14 protein-coding genes and 2 pseudogenes are annotated in these 18,182 nt (G+C 61.0%); 9 read left to right on the top strand and 7 right to left on the bottom strand.

The annotated features are described in order from the left end of the window. Positions 1 to 114: 114 nt before the first annotated feature. Positions 115 to 3,306: an efflux RND transporter permease subunit gene (locus K0M74_RS17415; RefSeq protein WP_293975422.1), complete on the top strand. Its 3,192-nt coding sequence runs from the start codon at positions 115 to 117 to the stop codon at positions 3,304 to 3,306. A gap of 11 nt (positions 3,307 to 3,317) precedes the next feature. Continuing rightward, complete coding sequence (locus tag K0M74_RS17420) at positions 3,318 to 4,727, top strand: efflux transporter outer membrane subunit (RefSeq protein WP_293975424.1); 1,410 nt, start codon at positions 3,318 to 3,320, stop codon at positions 4,725 to 4,727. Positions 4,728 to 5,047: 320 nt separating this feature from the next. Here K0M74_RS17420 and K0M74_RS17425 read toward each other — a convergent pair whose 3' ends face one another. Further along, positions 5,048 to 5,926: a hypothetical protein gene (locus K0M74_RS17425; protein ID WP_293975426.1), complete on the bottom strand. Its 879-nt coding sequence runs from the start codon at positions 5,924 to 5,926 to the stop codon at positions 5,048 to 5,050. Between the two features lie 149 nt (positions 5,927 to 6,075). Here K0M74_RS17425 and K0M74_RS17430 point away from each other — a divergent pair, with 149 nt between their 5' ends. Beyond that, positions 6,076 to 6,711 (top strand): TetR/AcrR family transcriptional regulator, encoded by a 636-nt coding sequence (locus tag K0M74_RS17430; RefSeq protein ID WP_293975428.1) that lies wholly within the window; start codon positions 6,076 to 6,078, stop codon positions 6,709 to 6,711. A 195-nt stretch (positions 6,712 to 6,906) separates the two neighbouring features. Here the strand turns inward: K0M74_RS17430 and map are convergent, their stop codons facing one another. The 4 genes from map to K0M74_RS17450 all read right to left on the bottom strand — a co-directional run bounded on the left by map (position 6,907) and on the right by K0M74_RS17450 (position 9,725). Next, positions 6,907 to 7,686 carry a type I methionyl aminopeptidase gene (map, locus tag K0M74_RS17435; RefSeq protein ID WP_293975450.1) on the bottom strand — a complete coding sequence of 260 codons (780 nt, stop codon included), beginning with the start codon at positions 7,684 to 7,686 and terminating at the stop codon, positions 6,907 to 6,909. A 1-nt stretch (position 7,687) separates the two neighbouring features. Continuing rightward, positions 7,688 to 7,894: a ParD-like family protein gene (locus K0M74_RS17440; RefSeq protein WP_293975430.1), complete on the bottom strand. Its 207-nt coding sequence runs from the start codon at positions 7,892 to 7,894 to the stop codon at positions 7,688 to 7,690. Between the two features lie 371 nt (positions 7,895 to 8,265). Beyond that, on the bottom strand, positions 8,266 to 9,396 hold the full coding sequence (locus K0M74_RS17445) for a membrane dipeptidase (RefSeq protein WP_293975432.1): 1,131 nt from the start codon (positions 9,394 to 9,396) through the stop codon (positions 8,266 to 8,268). 53 nt (positions 9,397 to 9,449) lie between these two features. Beyond that, positions 9,450 to 9,725 carry a hypothetical protein gene (locus K0M74_RS17450; protein WP_293975434.1) on the bottom strand — a complete coding sequence of 92 codons (276 nt, stop codon included), beginning with the start codon at positions 9,723 to 9,725 and terminating at the stop codon, positions 9,450 to 9,452. 156 nt (positions 9,726 to 9,881) lie between these two features. On the opposite strand from K0M74_RS17450, the pseudogene K0M74_RS17455 reads away from it, so the two are divergent. Next, positions 9,882 to 10,025, top strand: a pseudogene (locus K0M74_RS17455) (IS630 family transposase); the annotation flags it as partial. A 49-nt stretch (positions 10,026 to 10,074) separates the two neighbouring features. Here K0M74_RS17455 and K0M74_RS17460 read toward each other — a convergent pair. Then, the gene (locus K0M74_RS17460) at positions 10,075 to 10,995 is read right to left on the bottom strand and encodes a M14 family metallocarboxypeptidase (protein ID WP_293975436.1); all 921 of its coding nucleotides are present in this window, start codon (positions 10,993 to 10,995) and stop codon (positions 10,075 to 10,077) included. Positions 10,996 to 11,357: 362 nt separating this feature from the next. Here K0M74_RS17460 and K0M74_RS17465 point away from each other — a divergent pair, with 362 nt between their 5' ends. The 4 genes from K0M74_RS17465 (at position 11,358) to K0M74_RS17480 (ending at position 16,880) form a co-directional block, all read left to right on the top strand. Further along, on the top strand, positions 11,358 to 12,812 hold the full coding sequence (locus K0M74_RS17465) for a M20/M25/M40 family metallo-hydrolase (RefSeq protein WP_293975438.1): 1,455 nt from the start codon (positions 11,358 to 11,360) through the stop codon (positions 12,810 to 12,812). Between the two features lie 36 nt (positions 12,813 to 12,848). Continuing rightward, on the top strand, positions 12,849 to 13,976 hold the full coding sequence (locus K0M74_RS17470; protein WP_293975440.1) for a membrane dipeptidase: 1,128 nt from the start codon (positions 12,849 to 12,851) through the stop codon (positions 13,974 to 13,976). Positions 13,977 to 14,690: 714 nt separating this feature from the next. Further along, entirely contained in the window at positions 14,691 to 15,473 is a 783-nt protein-coding gene (locus K0M74_RS17475; protein WP_293975442.1) for a phytanoyl-CoA dioxygenase family protein, read from the top strand. A 90-nt stretch (positions 15,474 to 15,563) separates the two neighbouring features. Continuing rightward, positions 15,564 to 16,880: an aminotransferase class I/II-fold pyridoxal phosphate-dependent enzyme gene (locus K0M74_RS17480; RefSeq protein WP_293975452.1), complete on the top strand. Its 1,317-nt coding sequence runs from the start codon at positions 15,564 to 15,566 to the stop codon at positions 16,878 to 16,880. 81 nt (positions 16,881 to 16,961) lie between these two features. Here the strand turns inward: K0M74_RS17480 and K0M74_RS17485 are convergent, their stop codons facing one another. Beyond that, positions 16,962 to 17,855 (bottom strand): LysR substrate-binding domain-containing protein, encoded by an 894-nt coding sequence (locus K0M74_RS17485; RefSeq protein ID WP_293975444.1) that lies wholly within the window; start codon positions 17,853 to 17,855, stop codon positions 16,962 to 16,964. A 188-nt stretch (positions 17,856 to 18,043) separates the two neighbouring features. Here K0M74_RS17485 and K0M74_RS17490 point away from each other — a divergent pair. Beyond that, positions 18,044 to 18,182, top strand: a pseudogene (locus tag K0M74_RS17490) (S-(hydroxymethyl)glutathione dehydrogenase); the annotation flags it as partial.

An 18,182-nucleotide genomic window follows, 5' to 3' on the forward strand; every position in this document is an offset into this window, starting at 1 on the left:
GGCCGGGATCGCTGCGGTTCATCCATCCCCAACGTCGAGATCCCGGCCTTCGCTAGGATGACGCGAGGGTTCGAGGTGCCGACTCCGTTTCGATTTCCAGACAGGGGCTTTCCCATGCGCCTATCCCGCTTTTTCATCGACCGGCCGATCTTTGCCGCGGTGCTCGCCATCATAATTACCATCGTCGGCGCGGTCGCGTATATCGGCCTGCCGGTCTCGCAATATCCCGACATCGTCCCGCCGACGGTGACCGTCACCGCGACCTATCCGGGCGCGTCGGCCGAGACCGTCGCCGAAACGGTCGCGGCGCCGATCGAACAGGAAATCAACGGCGTCGATAATATGCTGTATATGAGCAGCCAGTCGACCGGCGACGGCGTTGTGACAATCACCGCGACCTTCAAGATCGGCACCGACCTCGATGCCGCGCAGGTGCTGGTGCAGAACCGCGTCGCGATCGCGACCCCGCGCCTGCCCGAAACGGTGCAGCGGCTGGGCGTCGTGACGCGCAAGACGTCGCCCGACTTCCTGTTGATCGTCAACCTGGTGTCACCCGACAAGTCGCTCGATCGCGCCTATATCTCCAATTATGCGCTGACGCAGCTCCGCGATCGCCTCAGCCGGATCGACGGCGTCGGCGACGTACGCCTGTTCGGGAGCCGCGACTATGCGATGCGGGTGTGGATCGACCCCGGCCGCGCGGCCGCGCTCGACCTGACAGCGGGTGAGATCGTCGCGGCGCTGCGGCGCGAGAATGTGCAGGTTGCGGCAGGTACGCTCGGCCAGCCGCCGCATGCCAATGGCAGCAGTTTCCAGCTCAGCGTCGAAACGCAAGGCCGCCTGACCGATCCCAACGACTTCGCCAATATTGTCATCCGTAGCGATGCCGACGGGCGCCAGGTCCGCGTCTCGGACGTCGCGCGCGTCGAGCTTGGCGCATCGGACTATAATTCGAACACCTATTTGTCGGGCGACCCGACGGTCATCCTCGCGACATTCCAGCGCCCGGGCTCGAACGCGCTCGCCGCAGCGCAGGAGGTCGAGGCCGAAATGGCGGCGGCATCGAAAAGCTTCCCCAAGGGGCTCGAATATCGGGTCATCTATAACCCCACCGAATTCATCGCCCAGTCGATCGACGCAGTGATGGAAACGCTGATCGAGGCGGTGTTCCTCGTCGTTGTCGTGATCCTTGTCTTCCTGCAGAAATGGCGCGCTGCGATCATCCCGGTGCTCGCTATTCCCGTGTCGCTGATCGGGACTTTCGTGGTGCTTGCGGCCTTCGGTTACAGTCTCAACAATTTGTCGCTGTTCGGGCTGGTACTCGCGATCGGTATTGTCGTCGACGACGCGATCGTCGTTGTCGAAAATGTCGAACGCAATCTCGAAAAGGGGATGAGCGCGCTCGAAGCCGCGCGGACCTCGATGGACGAAGTGTCGGGCGCGCTCGTCGCGATCGTCCTCGTGCTCTGCGCGGTGTTCGTGCCGACCCTGTTCCTCACCGGCCTGTCAGGTGCCTTTTATCAGCAGTTCGCGGTCACGATCTCGACCGCGACGATCATCTCGCTCGTCCTGTCGCTCACGCTGTCGCCTGCGCTTGCGGCGATCCTGCTCAAGCCGCACGCCCCGAGCCAGGATGAGGGCTGGTTGATGCAGCGCCTGCACCGCGCTGGCGACAGCTTCAATCGCAACTTTGAGAAAATGAGCGATGGCTATGCGCGCCTGACCGACAGGTTGGTGCGTGCGCCCAAGAAGATGATGATCACCTATGCAGCGCTGATCGCCGCGACCGCGGGCCTGTTCTGGGCGACGCCGACCGGCTTCATCCCCGCGCAGGATCAGGGCTATTTCCTCGTCGTCGCCAAGCTGCCTTCAGGCGCCTCGGTCGAACGCACCGACGCGGTGCTGAAGAAGGTCGCTGGCCGCGTGTTGCCGATCAAGGGCGTGCTCGGATCGGTGATGCTCGCGGGCTTCGACGGCCCGTCGCAGACGCTCGCGCCGAACTCGGCCGCCGCCTATTTCCCGCTCAAGTCATTCGAGGAGCGCGGGAAGCTCGGCGTCGATTTCGAGGACATCATGAATCAGGCGCGTGCGAACACCGCCGATATCACCGAGGCGCAGATCGTCATCATCCCGCCGCCGCTGATCCAGGGGATCGGTTCGGCGGGTGGTTACCGGATGATCGTGCAAGATCGCGGCGGAAACGGCTATGCCGCGCTCGCGAACGAGACGAACAATCTGATCGGCAAGGCGAACCAGACCCCGGGTCTGGCGAACGTCTTCACCTTCTTCGATCCGTCGAACCCGCGCGTGTTTGCCGATATCGACCGGGCGAAGGCGAATATGCTCGGCGTGCCGCCCGAGCGCGTGTTCGAAGCGTTGCAGGTCTATCTCGGCTCGGCGTTCGTCAACGACTTCAACCTGCTCGGTCGCACCTATCGCGTCACCGCTCAGGCCGATGCACCCTATCGCCAGAGCGTCGCCGATATCGCGAACCTTCAGACGCGGTCGAACACGGGAGCGATGGTGCCGGTCGGCTCGGTCGCCAATTTCGAGGACCGCACCGGGCCGTACCGCGTCACGCGTTACAATTTGTTCCCGGCGGTCGAGATCGACGGCGACACGGCTCCGGGCGCATCCTCGGGCGCGGCGCTGACGACGATGGAAAAGCTTGCTTCGGAATCGTTGCCTGCGGGTTACGGCACCGAATGGACGGGCATCGCCTTCCAGCAAAAGGCGGCGGCGAACACCGCGGGTATCGTCTTTGCGCTCGCGGTGGTTTTCGTCTTCCTCGTGCTCGCCGCTCAATATGAAAGCCTGATGCTGCCATTGGCGATCATCTTCATCGTCCCGATGTGTCTGCTCGCGGCGATGGTCGGTGTGAATTTGCGCGGCATGGACAATAATGTGCTGACGCAGATCGGGCTCGTCGTGCTCATCGCGCTGGCGGCGAAGAATGCGATTCTGATCGTCGAATTTGCCAAGCAAGCCGAGGAACTGGATGGTTTGTCGCCGGTCGAGGCGGCGGTGCGTGCCGCGCGCGACCGTCTGCGTCCGATCCTGATGACCAGCTTCGCCTTCATCCTCGGCGCGGTGCCGCTGTTGATCGCAAGCGGGGCAGGGGCGGAGCTTCGCCAGGCGCTCGGCACCGCCGTCTTCTTCGGCATGCTCGGCGTGACGGCGTTCGGCCTTATCTTCACCCCGACCTTCTACGTCGTCGCACGCTCGCTCAGCCTTTGGTCGGCCGAACGGCGCGCGCGGCGCGGGCCGGACGACCATGGGACGGCGCTGCCGGTTCCGGCGGAATAGGGAACAAGATCATGATCCTTCGTAATATCCTCACTGCTGTGTCGGCCCTGGCGCTCGCCGCCTGCGCGGTCGGTCCCAACTATGCCGAGCCCAAATCGGCGTCGGCGTCTGTCGCTACCGGGCCGTTCATCTCGGCGAACAGCCCCGCGGTGTCGCTCGCGCCGGTCGCGGGTGACTGGTGGCGGCTCTATGATGATCCCGTCCTCGACGGGCTCGTCGCCGATGCGCTTGCCAGCAACACCGATGTCCGGGTCGCGGTGGCGAATATCGCCCGCGCCCGCGCCTCGCTGCGCGGCGCGCGTGCCGACCGCTCGCCCCAAGGGCAGATCGGCGCCGGCACCAATTATGGCCGCAGCCCCGAAGGCCAGCGCCTCCCGAACGCTGATCGCGAGGACTGGGCAGTCGATGTCGGGCTGAATGTCTCGTATGAAGTCGATCTGTTCGGCCGCGTCAGCCGCTCGGTCGAGGCCGCGCGCGGCGATACCGCAGCGGCTGAAGCCAATGCCGATGCGGTGCGGGTGATCGTCGCCGCCGACACGACGCAGGCCTATGCCGACGCCGCGTCGGGCGCCGCCCGGCTCGACGTTGCACGGCGCATAGTCGACCTGCTCGACCAGCAGGTCAAACTGACGCAGCGCCGCAAGGAGGTCGGGATGGCGACGGGGCTCGACCTCGCGCGCATCACGACGCTGCGCGACCAGCGGTCCGCCGATATTCCTTCCATCGAAGCTGAACGGCAGGCGGCCCTGTTCCGCCTCGCGACTCTGACCGGTCGCGCCCCCGCCGCGCTCCCTCCGATCGCGGCGGATCGTAACATCAGCCTCGAGATCACCGACCCGATCCCAGTCGGTGATGGGGCGGCGCTCCTGAAGCGCCGTCCCGACATTCGCGCCGCCGAGCGCCGTCTCGCCGCTGACACCGCGCGCATCGGTGTTGCGACGGCAGACCTCTATCCGCGGATCACGCTCGGCGGGTCGGCGGGTTCGACAGGATCGGGCTTCGGCGATGTGTTCGGCGGCGGTCCGATCCGCTGGCTGCTCGGGCCGTTGCTCAACTGGGCCTTCCCGAACCAGGAACCCGCGCGGGTGCGGATCGCGGCGGCCGAGGCCGATACGCAGGCATCGCTGGCCGAATTCGACGGAACCGTGCTGCGTGCGCTCGAGGAAACCGAAACCGCGCTGTCGTCCTATGCGCGCGCGCTCGAACAGCGGCAGGCGCTGCGCGCGGCGCGCAATCAGGCCGAACGCGCGGCGCGGATCGTGCGGGCGAAGCGGCAGGAAGGCGCATCGGATTTGCTCGAATGGCTCGATGCCGAACGAACCTTTGCCGAGACCGAGGCGGTGCTCGCTGCGCAGGACGGGCAGATTTCGCGTAAACAGATCGCCTTGTTTCGCGCACTAGCGGGGGGTTGGTCGACCTAGTACATAGGCAGGATTGCAGCCAATTCGTTCATGCCCGCCAACGGGCCGTTTTTTATCGGCGATACTTCCGACCGCGCCATATGGTCACATTTGGTCGTCGTGCCGGAACATCGTTACGCCAAGCGTATGAACGTAACGCCGCGATCGACGATCTCCAACTGGAAGTCGAAGCATGGCGGGCTGGAGGTAGCCGGAAGGGTGGTAACAATCTCCGAGCCATGTGCGGATCCGCGTCCGGAAAGTAGGCTTGATGCGCGCCGATGCAGTCCCATCTCCTGTTCCCGGGCGAACCGCCGATGCTCCGGCAATGGGTTTCCTGCCTATTTCGTCTCGATGTGGCCTTCCGGTGAGGGATCGGCTGCGATCGCTGCGGCCGCGTCGAAAAACGCTGGATCGCCGGGATAGAGCACACTGCGCAGAAAGGCGGTTGAAAGACGCTGGATCGCAGCGACACGCTGTGGCCGTTCGTCCGTCGTCTCGCGCGCCTCATAGCCGGGGATGCCGCCGAGTGCATGCTCGCCGCCAAATGCCGTGAACAACGTCTTGGGCGAAGGGCTCAAATCATAGGCATCGCGCCACCATTCGGCGCCGCGGGTGGAGAGCCCGCCCATGTCGTGGTCGCCGACGACAATCAGGGCCGGCGCCGTCATCGCCGAAAAATCGGGGTAGAGGAAGGGGAAGGTGCGCGCGGCCTGTTCGGTCAGGTCTTGGCCACTGCCCGGCGCTGCAAACAGGACGCCAGCCTTGATGCGACCATCCTTCCGGTCGACCACCGACCCGTCGTCAGGATCGGGGTGGGTTGCGCCGAGGAAGGTGCCCGCAGTCTGGGCGCCCCATGAATGGCCTGCGACCGCGATGCGGGAGCGATCGAGGCGCCCCCGGATTATTGGCGCCGCACTCTCGAGATAATCGAGGCCGCCGAGAATAGCCGCAAGGTCTTCCTCGCGGTAGCGCCAGAATTGTGGTCGGCGAGGATCGTCCGGGGCCAGGCCGAGCATCCGCGAATCCAGATGTGTCGGCTGGATGACGACAAAGCCATGCGCCGCCCAATAGTCGGCGAGAGGTCCATAGGCGTGCAGCGACTGACCGTTGCCGTGCGAGAATATGATGACGGGTAGAGCGTCGCCGCAAACCGGTGCGGACACCCGAACGCTCAGGTCGATGCCTCGCGCGGGGAAGGGAAAGGTGAGAGGAGCCATGGAGATAATGGCAGGCACACTGGCAACGGCTACCGGGGCTTCTATGAGCCGAGTGGTCATACTATCATCCTTCAACCTAGCAAGTGGATCGATGATCCGTTATGATGGATATACGGATCATCGATCCGTTTATCAAGGAGGGCGCGAAAATGGTGGCGGCCACATCCCGGAACGGCGCTGCGGGCGGGCGATCGGAAGCCGACGCGGCCGTGGCGCCCGGACCGCGCCTGCGCGCCGATGCGCGCCGGAACGAGGGGGCAATTCTCGAGGCAGCAAAGATCGTGTTCGCCCGCTCGGGCGTCGATGCGCCAATCCGGGAGATTGCGGCCGAGGCGGGGGTGGGGCTGGCAACGCTTTACCGTCGTTTTGCAACCCGCGCCGATCTTGTGGCAGCGGTGTTCCGACGCGAGGTCGATGCCTGTGCCGCCGCGGCCGCGCCGCTTGCCTCCGAACGCGAGCCCGCCGACGCACTGGCGGCTTGGCTGATGCACTACACGCGCTTTCTGGCCACAAAGCGGGGGCTGGCCGCGGCGCTGCATTCCGGCGATCCGGCATTCGCCAGCTTGCCTGTCTATTTCCGAAGCCGGTTTGAACCCGCCTTGTCGATGCTCATGACGGCCGCCGCCGAGGCGGGTGAAGTCCGCGGCGATGTCGCGCCCTATGATCTGCTGCGCGCGATCGGAAATCTCGCGGTGGCGCCGGAGAAGGGTGGGGCCGCGCACACCGAGAAAATGGTGATGCTGCTGATCGATGGCCTGCGCTATGGCCGCGCGAGGGCGAAATAGAGCCGGCTGAGGTTACGAAGGCGGAGAGGCACATGCCGAATTCAGTGCTGGCGGCCGTGCGCTGCCGGGTTTCCGCTTCAGGGTTTAGCGAACCCGCGATAGCGGTCGTCTAGCCGTAGAGAGAATGGCCCGAAGTGGACATAATTATCGGTCCGTCCTCGGAAAACGCCACGCCGCCAAGCAGATATTTGGCGGTTAGGCGACGAGCGCAAGCATCGGCATCTCGTCCCGTCGAAGGGTAAGCACCTCGAACCCGTCTCGCGTGACAGCCACCGTATGCTCAAATTGGGCCGACAGCTTCCTGTCATTGGTTACGACCGTCCAACCATCGGCTTGGGTCGATACACCCCGGGTGCCTTGGTTGATCATCGGTTCGATCGTGAAGACCATGCCCTCGCGCAGCTTCATGCCGGTTCCTCGCCGCCCATAGTTGAGAACCTGGGGATCCTCATGCATTTCGCGGCCGATGCCGTGCCCGCAATAGTCGCGGACAACCGAGTAGCCGTTCTTCTTCGCATGGCGCTCGATCGCGAAGCCGATGTCCCCCAAATGCGCGCCGGGCCGTACCTGCCCGATTCCCTTCCACATGGCCTCCTGCGCGATCTTTACGAGCCGCTTCGTCGCGGGCGGCACATTTCCGACAAGATAGGTCTTGCTTGAATCGGCGATGAAGCCGTTCTTTTCGAGCGTGATATCGAGGTTGATGATGTCGCCGTCGCGAATGATCTCGCCCGGATCGGGGACGCCGTGGCACACCACATGGTTCATCGAGCAGTTCAGCACAAATTTGAAGCCATATTGCCCTTTGCTTGCCGGACGCGCTGCGAGGTCAAACGTGATAAAGCGCTCGACGAGATCATTGACTTCCAACGTGGACATGCCGGCCAGATCTTGGCCGTCGAGCATCTCGAAAACACACGCCAGCAGCTTTCCCGATATGCGCATGAGCGCCACCTCGTCAGCAGTTTTTACCATATCAGGCGGCCAACCGCTGTTCGACGCACACATCGGCGGCCGCAAACTGCATCGACACGATGTCGTTGAAGGACATGGTGGGATTGGTCTCGGCGAGCATGCCGATCTTCATCCAAAACTCGGCCTGCGCGTTAATGGACCGGCACATAACGGTACTCGCACGCCGTGCTTCCTCATGCAGTTCGTCGTCGATCTTCACGATGCCCATGACTGTCCTTCAATCCAATTCAGCATACGATCTATGTATGGATCATATACGCGAAGGTCAATCCGGCGTAATGACGAATCTCGTTAAGCCCGAACGCTTGGATCGGCGGAAAGCCGACCCGGCGGTTATCACCCGGGATCGGTCTTTGAGCGGCGGTCACGCACTCTTGAAAGCTGCCGCTGGCGTAGCGAAAACCAGGGCAAATCGGCGGCCCTTTCACATCACAAGAGGCGACCGATCGCTATGCCCAAAGACTGATCACTGCTCGCGCGGCTTATCATTGGCAGCGTCACGACCAAGCATTTGGCCGCTCGCTTTCAGATTTGAAGCCTTTTGGCGGGTTGGCAGAAAGACAAACCAGCCGACCTGCCTCAACCGATGACGTCTCTAATCACCCGCATCCAGTTGCCGCCGATAATCTTTACGATATCAGTGTCCTTATACCCGCGCTTCATCAGCCCCGCTGTTGCATATTTCCATTTGTGGGCGTCGTTCATTCCCTCGGTACCAAAGGGATAGCGGAAGCGATAGCTCTCCTTAAAATGTGGCTCGCCATACGCCTTGAGGAACTCTTCCTTGAGCTTGGGGTCGGTCGGCCAGCCGCGGATCAGCGTATCGGTGCCGAAGCCGACATGATCCACGCCGACGAGCCTAACGACGTGGTCAACGTGATTGAGCCAGTCTTCCATCGTCACGGGGAAATCGCGCTTCACCATCGTGTTGACCGTTGTTAGGCCCATCACACCGCCCCTCTTGGCCAGCGCCCGGATAATCTCATCGGACTTGTTGCGTGGATGCTCATTCAATGCGGCGCAGTTTGCGTGAGAGATGATTGGCGTGCGCTTGGAAAAGGTAATCGCGTCCATCGTGGTCTGAGATCCCGAGTGCGAGGAATCGACCAGGATGCCGACTTCGTTCATCCGGTGAACAGCGGCGATGCCGAAGTCGCTGAGACCGGCGTTGGTCCGTTCGGTTGCGCCGTCGCCGAGCAGGTTGCGCTCGTTATATGTCACCTGCATCGCGCGGATGCCGAGGCTGTGGAACATGTCGATATTGTCCAGCTCGCCTTCGATGGGGCAATTCTGGAAATTGAGCATGACTGCTGTTTTTCCTTCTTGCTTTGCCCGCACTATGTCCGCCGCAGACCTCGCCGGCGCAAGCAGCGTGCTGTTCTCATTGATGAATTTGTTACACTTAATGCAGTCCTCGACTGCACTGTCGAGGCTGAAGCCATTGCTCATATAGGTACCGCGCGGGTTTTCCGGTCGGCGTACACCCAGGGTGGTGCTCATGACTGTCAAGCCAGCCTGCTTGATCTGCTCAAGGCCGCTGGCATCCCTATACTCGTCGCACAGCATGTCGATAACGAGCGATTCTTTATATAGCGCTTCAGCGTTCTTGAGGAGCGCGGGAACGTCATTCGCTTTTCCCAACGCGGGTAGCGCCCAAGCCAAGAGTGCAGTCGCGCTGCCGCCCCCAATGATCTCTCGTCTGTTGAGCATTACTCTTGTCCTTTCCTTCTAGAAACCAGGCCCAGCGCCCCGCAGATCGCGCGTCAGCGTCTGCTTGGGGTCACCGACAGGATGTTGTCGTTCGTGTTGCGGTTGACGAATGTCGGATACGGATCGACCCCGGCATAAAACGGCTTGCGCTTCGTGATGATGCGGACGTCCTGTTCGCCCCGATCGATGGCCACGCGCTGCATCGAGAGTATTCGCGCACGAGCAAAGCAGGCATCACCAAGATTAGCGGAGAACACTTCGACATCCAGTTGCTCGTTTAACGTTGCCAAGCGTTCGTTGTCCTTGTCGTCGGCATAGGAATCGCACACTGCCTCTCTGCTGAGGACTTGTGTCGGAAAAATGGATATCGGCGCAAATCACTAAGATTGGGGCTCGACGCCAGATAATCTAACGCTGGGTTCTTAGCTGCTTAATGAGCCGATAACCGCGCACTGCCGATCGCCCGACAGGTGGAAACGGCGTGTATGCGAGACAATTGGCTGTCGATCCGCATCTTAAGGGCCTATGACGATATCGTCGGCCACTGCTGCTACGCTTGGAATAAGCTCGCCGAACAGCCTTGGCGCATCATGTCTCTTGGGCTACGCCAATGGGCGCGTGGGTTCTGATCAATGCGCCCTGCTATTACCCACCAATTCGCCAATCGCAGTTGTGCTGTCACCCCGGCTCAAGTGCGAAATCCAGTGCGGCGCGAATGGCAGTCACTTGTGCCAGGATGCATTCTTCTGACGTGGTACGAGAGCTGTCGGGATAGACTTCGGTGGTGGTCGTGTATCGCGCGCCAGTGACAGAGGTGCATAGCGCGAGCGTTCGCAGGGGATATTCGATGACGCCATGGGCTACCACAGTCGATCCGATAATCTCGCCCTTCGCGTCTGCTGCGGCGATATGGGTCACCCCTTCGACCGCAGCGATGATGGCTGACTGCAGCTTGGGCTGCGGATTTTCGCTGTCATCGACGACATAGAACCCATCCGGAATGATTTCGAGCTCATAGTCTTTGCCGTCGCGCGCTGCTCGGGCGGGACCGAATTCTTCCGCATCGCTGTCTGTTGTCTCATGGAGATCGACGTGGATAAGGAATGACCCTGGCACGGCCCGGACGAGTTCAATCAGCGCAGTGGCTTCCCTCGCTGGTCCATCTGGACGAAAGTTCCGGTTCGGATCGATGGCGTCGTAGTTCCAGCGATTGATGCGCTCATACCCCCAGGGGCTGACGCAAGGTACCACGAGCAAATTGAGCTTGCCAGCGTAGTCCGGCGCGTATTTCTCCAGGAAGGAGAGGGCGCCCAGGACACCGCTGGTTTCATACCCATGCACGCCGCCCGTAACCAGCGCGGTGGGCAGCGCGGCATCGAAATGTCGATCGCGCAGGGCGAACAAGGTGTAGCGCTCTCCTGCATAATCCAGTTCGCCATAAGCGACCTTCTCATAGCGATCGGTTAGCGCGTCGATACGCGGCACGACGTCCCGGTCATAGCGGCGCTCGCGCGACTGTCGGGCTCTCCACTGTTCGACCTCGCGCTCGCTCCAACGCTGGCCGGGTGTGCCGACGGGATAAAAATATGAACCATTCATTGCAATCTCATCATCATTTTGGTGCCGGAAGATACTTCTGTCTGGGCGTACGGCCAGAGGGACGCTGACCATCAAAGCATTACCCGGCGAAAATCTTTTTCCGTGTATAGGGAGATGCGATTGTCGATCATGTCAAGTACCGGGACAAGTAACCAAAAGATTCCACGCGAATTTTCTTGCGGCTGAATAGATTGCCTCAGCCTTAGCATCAGCAATTGTCGCATTGCCTTCGATGTCCAACTGACCGAGGCCTGCCCCGCAGACACAAACATGGGGCGAAGATGGATATTCTTGACAACGGTCGGCTCGATCGACGCGAAATGCTACGTGGATCCGCTATAGTGGGGGCCAGTGCCGCCCTGATGCAGCCTCTGCCCCTGCTGGCGAAGACCGGACGCCTTAGCGATGTACGCAAGGCAGCGGAGGCTGGTAAGGAGGCATCGATCAAGCGGCTGCGTGAATGGATCGCGCTGCCCTCGATCGCGGCAGAAAACCGTAACATGCCTGAGGGCGCGGCCTTTTTTGCCGAACTGGCCCGCGATGCGGGATTTGCCGATGCAGAGGTCGTGCCGACCCGCGGCCATCCCGGCGTGTTCGGGACGATCGACGTCGGGGCGCCGCGCACCTACGGCCTCTATTTCATGTACGACGTCAAGCAGTTCGACCCCGTCGAATGGTCTTCCCCCCCGCTCGAGGGCAGGCTGGTTGAGCGCAAAGGGTTGGGAACCGCGATGGTCGGTCGCGGAGCGGGCAATCACAAGGGTCCCGAAGCAACCTTTCTTGCCGCGCTCCATGCGATTCGCGCTGCGGGTCGCAAGCTGCCCGTGAACCTCGTCCTGGTATGCGAAGGCGAGGAGGAGATCGGCTCGCCCCACTTCCGCGAGTTGGTGACCACGCCCAAAGTTCTCGCCGCCTTGAAGAAATGTGAAGGCGTTTTCATGCCGACACCGCTGCAGGACCATGATGGCGCAGTGGCGATCGAACTTGGCGCGAAGGGCATCGTCGAGCTCGAACTGGTCGCGAGCGGCGAAAAATGGGGCCGCGGTCCCAAGAAGGACGTCCATTCGAGCCTCAAGGCGATGGTTGATTCGCCCGCCTGGCGACTGATCCAGGTGCTGCAAACGCTGGTGACGCCGGACGGCAACACGCCCGTGATCGACGGCTGGTTCGAAAATGTTCGTAAGCTCACCGAGCGCGAGAAGGCTATGATACGCAACTCGGTGACGTCCACCCGCGAAGCGGATCTGAAGGACGCCATCGGCGTCACGCATTGGATCGACGATCTTCGCTTTGACGAGGCGGCCATTCGACTTGCGGAGCAACCGACAGTAAACATTGAGGGGTTGGTTGCGGGGTATACGGGTCCCGGCGGCAAGACAATCTTGCCCGCGCGCGCGGTCGCAAAACTGGACCTTCGCCTGGTTCCCAACCAGACACGCGCTGAGGCCGAGAAGAAGCTGCGTGCGCATCTCGATCGGCGTGGATTTGCTGATGTCGAAATGAATGTTTCAGGTGGCTATGATCCCACCGAGACTGCCGAGGACAGTCGCTTGGTCCGCGCCCAAATCGCGACTTACGCAAAGCTGGGTGTCCAGGCCAACCTGAATGTTCGTCTTGCCGGTAGCTGGCCAGGCGGCGCGTTCACCCAGCCGCCGGTCTCTGTTCCCGTCAGTCGCTTCGGTCTCGGCACGGGCGCCAATGCACACGCGCCCGACGAATATTATGTGATCGATTCGATCAAGCCCAAGGTTGCCGGCCTGGTCGATGCGACAATGGGCTACGCCGAGTTTCTCTACACACTCGCGGCGATCAAATAGCAGGCGCTGGCAAAACACGCGATCAAGGAGAAAATCATGTCCAACGTTTCGCGTCGGCAGGTGCTTGCCGCAAGCTTGGCTACGGCGGCGGCGGGGCCGTTCATCAGCCGTCCGGTACGAGCGGAAAGTGCCGCCTATCCGCCGCGCACTTATCCGAAGCGCGTTGTCGATCTGGTCAACGAGGCCTTGGTGATCGACATGCTTCATCCGATCAAGACCGACATTGCGCCGGCGCCAATGACTGACAAGCTGGCCGAGGAATATCGCACGAGTGGGGTATCTGCGATACTTCAGGGGGTCGGCATCCGAGACCCTAATGCGCGCGATCAAGTGCTCTCCTACTACGCAGGATGGGGCCATTATGTGCAGGTCAACAGTCATGTCTTCACGGGCGTCGACAAAATGGCCGACATCCTCCGCGCCAAGCGCGACGGCAAGGTTGCGGTGATTTGGGGAATGCAGAATTCCGACCATTTTCAGAAAGTCGAAGATGTAGAATTTTTCTTCAAACTGGGGCAGCGCGTATCCCAGCTGACCTACAATTGGCAGAGCCGCATCGGATCAGGCTCCACCGAGCGGGTTGATGGTGGAATTAGCGATTTTGGCGTTTCGATCATCGAGGCGATGAACAAAGTCGGGATGTTGATTGACGTATCGCATAGCGGCGACAAGACGACGCTCGATGCCATAGCGCTGTCACCGAAACCGATCGCTATCACGCACAGCAACTGCCGCGCGCTGAATAACCACCCCCGGCTCAAGACCGACGAGGCGATCAAGGCGCTTGCGGCGAAGGGCGGGGTAATGGGTATCGCCGGGGTTCGCAATTTCGTGACGGCAGCCGAGCCGACCACGATTAAACATATGGTGGATCATATTGACCATGTGGTGAAGCTGGTCGGCATCGAGCATGTCGGGATCGGGAGCGACCTCGACAACCATGGCTATGACGACATGCCGCCGGAGCTGATGAAGTCGATGAAGGGAGCGCTGAGCGCAAGTTACGCGTGGCGCGACAAGCTCGATACCGACGGCTTCGATCACCCGCGCCGCATCTATGACCTTACCGAAGTTCTGCTGCGCCGTGGTTATTCTTCCGAGAACATCAAAGCGATCCTTGGCGGTAATTTCCAGCGGCTGCTGACCGCGACCTGGGGCAGTTGAAGCCCATGGCTCAGGGCGGGCGGCTGCCTACATGGGTTGCGCGGCTCGGGGAGGCCGCAGTCTTCCATCAGCGGCGATCCGTTTCTGTCGGCGCGCATTCGTAGCAGGGGTCTTCGCCGCTACACACTGACGGCGCGGTCCCGTCCATTTGTTCGGCAGTGTCAATCCGAGCGGCAGTACGCAAGTGCAAGTCGTGACATGCGGCGCGTGCTTCTAGAACGTGAGTTCGGGATGCCTGTAGAAGCAGATGAGCGGCGCTTCGGGAGGCGAGGTATAATCTGCCTCGATCGCCGGAACGATCCGACGGAGCCGCAGTGGACGGCGTAACACGGCTGGTGATCCGCAGGACCGTTGGAAGGCGCAAAATTTGACTTCTTCGAACGACGAAAATCCTGTGAGGCGCAACAATATGCGACGAAGTAATTAGGTCGTTAGCCTCAGGCAATCCGGGGCCATCCGTAGCATTTTGTCAGGCTGAACGCTTTTCTTTGCAATTCTACCTACTGAAATCTGAATTTGTTCGGACGATGTTAGCGAAAAATATCGTCGCGAAAGCAATAAGGGCGCGAAGAGGGAGAAAGGCTAACGCTCTGGCCGAAAATTATTAGTTTGCGATCACGGCGGGCTCAACCGAAATTGGATAGGACGAACCGGCACGGCATTGCCGTGCTGACCGGGCGAAACATCTCAGTATCGATGGGTGGAGTTGAACGAATGAAGCTGTCAGAGGAGCGTCTCGAGGAATTTCACGAAAATGGTTTCCTCGTCATCCCCGATCTCTTTTCCGCAGACGAAGTGGCGGAACTTCGGCGCGCGATGCAGCGAGCGTTCGAGCAGGACGATCCAGCAAATGTCCGCGAAAAGAAAAGCGGCGTGGTCCGCACCGCGATGGGGCTTCATCTGCGTGACGAGGTGTTCGCGCGCCTGATCCGCCATCCGCGCCTTGTTGAGCCCGCGAAGCAGCTTCGCGGCGAGGAGCTTTATGCCCAGCAAGTGAAGATCAACGTCAAGGCAGCGTTCGAGGGCGAGCAATGGCAATGGCATCAGGATTTTGCGACGCACCACCAGGATGACGGCGTTCCCGAACCGCTCGCGCTCAACCTGCACATTTTCCTTGACGACGTCACTGAATTCAACGGGCCACTCTATTTCTTCCGTGGTTCGCACAAGTTCGGCAGCGTCGCCACCTGGCATGATACGGTATCGACGAGCTTTGCGCTCTGGGTGGTCGAAGAGGAAAAGGTCAAGGAGATCGCCGAGACCTGCCCGCTCGTTGCGGCGACGGGCCGCGCGGGGACCGCGCTGATTTTCGGTGACTGCCTTGTCCATGGTTCGCCGCCGAACATGTCGCCGTGGAACCGCAGCATTTTCTCGCTGATCCTGAATCCGGTCGAGAACGCCTACACCAAGGACGACCGCAAGGACCATTTTCATCACCGCGACCTCACTCCGGTGCAGGCGCTTGCTGATGACTGCCTGCTCCAGCCCGCAAGCTGAACAGTCGCTGTCGATCCAAACTGATGTGAGTTGCCGCGTGCCGCGTGCCATTGCGCGCGGCGCAGGCTTATGGAGATATTTTATATGACGATGTTGGCGCGGCGATCATGGGTTGGCAACGAGAGTGAGGATTACGTGCAAAACGTCGCCTCGGCGATCTCCGATAGCTCCATCGATGCTATCGATCGGCGGCTGTTCGAGCTGGTCGAAGAAAACCGGCAGATCCACGATGTCGGTGCGATCAATTTGAATCCAGCCACAAATGTCATGAATCCGCGCGCCGAACAGCTTCTTGCCAGCGGGCTCGGTAGCCGGCCTTCGCTCGGCTATCCCGGTGCCAAATATGAAATGGGTCTCGAGGCGATCGAGCAGATCGAAACGCTGGCAGCCGAGGTCGCGGCCGAGGTTTTCGGCGCGCGTTTCGTCGAATTTCGTCTGGCATCGGGCGCGATGGCAAATCTCTATGCGTTTATGGCTACGTGTAAGCCGGGCGATGCCATTATCGCTCCGCCTGACACGATCGGCGGTCATGTCACGCATCATCGCGCCGGCGCTGCGGGCCTCTATGGTCTCGAAGTCCATACCGCGCCTGTCGATTTCGAAAATTTCTCGATCGATGTTGCAGCGCTCGCCGAGCTTGCCCAGCGGGTACGTCCCAAACTCATCACGATCGGCGGCAGCCTGAACTTGTGGCACCACCCGGTCCGCGAAATCCGTGCGATCGCGGATGAGGTCGGCGCCTATGTCCTTTTCGATGCCGCGCATCTTTGCGGAATGATCGCGGGCAAGGCGTGGCAGCAGCCGCTCGAAGAAGGGGCCCATCTGATGGGCTGCAGCACCTACAAGAGCCTTGGCGGTCCGCCCTCGGGGCTACTGATGACGAATGACGCGGCGCTGGCGGAGCGAATCGATGCGATCGCCTATCCCGGCCTGACCGCGAACTTTGACGTCGCCAAGACGGCTTCGTTGGCACTCGCGCTTCTGGACTGGAAAAAATATGGTGCGGACTATGCCGAAGAAATGGCAGCCACGGCATCCGCACTGGCGCACCAGTTGGAGGATCGGGGCGTTCCCGTCTTCAGAACCGGGCGCGGAATTACCGGATCACATCAGTTCGCGGTTCGCGCCGAAGCATATGGCGGCGGCCATAGCGCAGCGAAGCGCTTGCGGTTAGCAAACATTTTGACGTCGGGGATCGGCTTGCCGATCGACCCGCTGGCCGGCGACTTCAATGGCTTGCGGATGGGAACACCTGAAATTGTTCGTTGGGGAATGACGGTCGATGACATGCCCGACCTTGCGAGGCTTATTGTCGAAGCCCTGACGATCAATGACGCGAGTGCCGTGGCTGAAGAGGTTGCCGAATTCCGGAAGCGTTTCCAGACTCTGCACTTTATTCGCACCTAGCCGATAGTCTCACGGCCAAGAGCCACCCCCGCACCTGGTTCTCCCCTCGGTGCGGGGGCGGTGCTTATGCCGCCAGCGCCATCAGGCATCGGGCTGCCTCGCCTGTTCCAAAACCCATTCCACAAATGTTTCCGCCGCTGCCGACAAGGGCGTTGCCGACTTTGTGAGCAGATAGAACTGGTTTTTCGACGGCACTCGCCGGTCTGATAGCGTCTGGAGCTGCCCGGTCCGCAGGAGTCCGCCGATGAGCGCTGTGTGACCGATCATAAACCCCCGACCTTGCAGTGTGGCGTCTACCGTCATCGCATAGAGCGAGAAGGTCTGCGTCTTCAGTGCCGGCGGCGGCGTGAGGCCGGTGCGGGCGAGCCAGTCGGCAAAATCATGTTCCCAAAAGGGGTCCAGCATCAGCGACGCGCCGATCGGCAAGCCTTGATCGTCGCGTTCCAGCGTCTCGATCAGCTTGGGGCTCGCGACGGGCACTAGTTCGTCGAAGAAGAGTGCGTGATAGTCGCACCCTGGAAACGGGGGTTTGCCGTATCGAATTGCGATGTCGAAGTTAGAGGTCCGCAGATCGATAATCGTGGGATCGGCCCAGATTTCGACCGTCGTATTCGTCTCGAGCGCGTGAAATTCCTCCATTCGTGCACCCAGCCATAACTGCGCCAGCGACGGGAGAATTGTGACCCGCACCGACTTTGCACTGCCTGCCGACGTGATTTCACGCGTCGCCGTCACGAGTTGATCCAGCGCGGGGGAGACGCGCTGGGCGTATCTTTTACCCGCTTCGGTCAGTTTTACGCCCTGCGGGTAGCGTTGGAAAAGATCGATCTGAAGAAAGGCTTCGAGCGCCTTGATGCGCTGGCTCACGGCGCCGGGCGTCACATTCAGCCGTATCGCTGCCAACGCAAAGCTCTCGGTCGCGGCCGTTTCCGCGAAAACGCGAAGCCAGTCGAGATTCGGTGTTTCTCGCAGCATCAAAATATCTGCCGCTTAGATGCAGTAAAAGTCATTTGGTGCTTTCCCCGATTGGCCATTAGCTTGGGGAAATGGTCTACAGACGTGGCACGCCCTGTCGACATGGCCAATTCTGGTGGAAAGGCATAGAATATCTATGCGTTCGCGCAGCTGATTCCAGTCCGGCCCGATAGATAGAGGGAAGTAAAATGAAGACCCGCGCCGCCGTTGCGTTCGAAGCGAAGAAGCCGCTCGAAATCGTCGAACTCGACCTCGAAGGCCCGAAGGCGGGCGAGGTGCTGGTCGAGATCATGGCGACGGGGATCTGCCACACCGACGCGTACACGC

It is taken from the genome of Sphingopyxis sp. (genome assembly GCF_019459305.1).
GTDB lineage: Bacteria > Pseudomonadota > Alphaproteobacteria > Sphingomonadales > Sphingomonadaceae > Sphingopyxis.